Annotated in this window: 1 protein-coding gene; it reads left to right on the top strand. The window is 60.3% G+C overall.

Annotation, left to right across the window (positions count from 1 at the left end):
- Positions 1-123 precede the first annotated feature (123 nt).
- Positions 124-1,437, top strand: a 1,314-nt coding sequence (locus HV796_RS42310) for an IS5 family transposase (protein WP_175233554.1), incomplete at its 3' end; no start/stop codon positions are given.

Raw genomic sequence — 1,437 nt, 5'->3', positions numbered from 1 at the left:
AGTCGAGCCTGAACAATTCGGCGAGCCTCGTGCAGCGGAGCTTTGAGGCCGAAATGGTGTTGTGAGATTTGCAGGAACCTGGCACATTAACGTGAAAAACCTGCAAATTCTGATGAGGTGCGGATGGGTCCCAGGACGCCTGTGAAAGAAGGAGATTTCTTCCGGCAGCCGCTGCGTGAACAGATCAACCTGAAGCATCCCCTGGTCGGTTTGGCTGACCTGATCAACTGGAATCGGCTGGGCGTCGCGATGAGCGAAAGCTTCGTGTCGCGCAAGGGGCGACCGGCGACATCGCCCAGGCTGATCGCCGGTCTGCTGTATCTGCAGCACGCATTTGACCTTTCCGACGAGGAGGTCGTCTGGCAATGGGTGGAAAACCCGTACTGGCAGGTGTTCACCGGCGAGACGTACCTGCAGACCGAACCGCCGATCGATCCGTCGAGCCTGACGCGCTGGAGGAAGCGGCTGGGCGAAGCCGGTGTAGAAGAACTGCTCGCCGAGACGATTGAGGCGGCAAAACGTGCTGGCGTGATCAAGGCTGCAAGTGTGAAGCGCGTGATTGTAGACACGACGGTCATGGAGAAGGCGATTGCCCATCCAACCGATTCAGGACTGCTCGAGCGGTGTCGGGAACATCTGGTGAAGGCTGCAGCGCGCCACGGCTTGAAACTGAGGCAGAACTACAACCGCGAGGCGCCGCATCTGGCGCGTCAGATTGGCCGCTACGCCCATGCGAAGCAGTACAAACGCATGAAGAAGGCATTGCGTACGCTGCGCTCGCGTGTGGGTCGGGTGATGCGTGACGTGGAGCGTCAGGTTGATCCGGTATCCGAAGAACGTCGCGTTGCCCTGCAGGAGCTGATTGGGCGCACGAAGCGGATCCTGTCACAAAAGACAAAGGACAGGAACAAGCTCTACGCCCTGCATGCGCCAGAGGTGGAATGCCTGGCCAAGGGAAAGGCGCGCACGCCGTATGAGTTCGGGGTGAAAGTGTCGATTACGACGACGCACAAGGAAGGCCTGGTCGTTGGCATGCGCTCAATGCCGGGCAACCCGTACGATGGCCACACCCTTGCAGAAGCACTGGAGCAGGCGGCGATCCTGAGCGACATCACGCCGGAAATCGCCGTCGTCGACCGTGGCTACAGGGGTGTGGACATCGAAGGGGTGAAGATCTACCACCCAGGGCTGCGGCGGGGCATTACGCGGGGATTACGGGCGATGATCAGACGGCGCAGTGCGATCGAACCCGCGATTGGCCACATGAAGACAGACGGAAGGCTCGACCGGAACTGGCTAAAAGGCACGCTCGGCGACGCGATGCACGCGGTGCTGTGCGGCGCTGGCCATAACCTGCGGATGATCCTCAGGAAGCTGCGGCTTTTTTGCGCCCGCGTTCTTGTCGCGTTGTTCGTTTCTGCCGATCAGAGAACGCCC

The organism is Paraburkholderia humisilvae (assembly GCF_902859855.1).
In the GTDB taxonomy this organism is placed as follows: domain Bacteria; phylum Pseudomonadota; class Gammaproteobacteria; order Burkholderiales; family Burkholderiaceae; genus Paraburkholderia; species Paraburkholderia humisilvae.
Note: the sequence above shows the minus strand (reverse complement) of the source record. Positions and strands in the feature narration are given on the sequence as shown.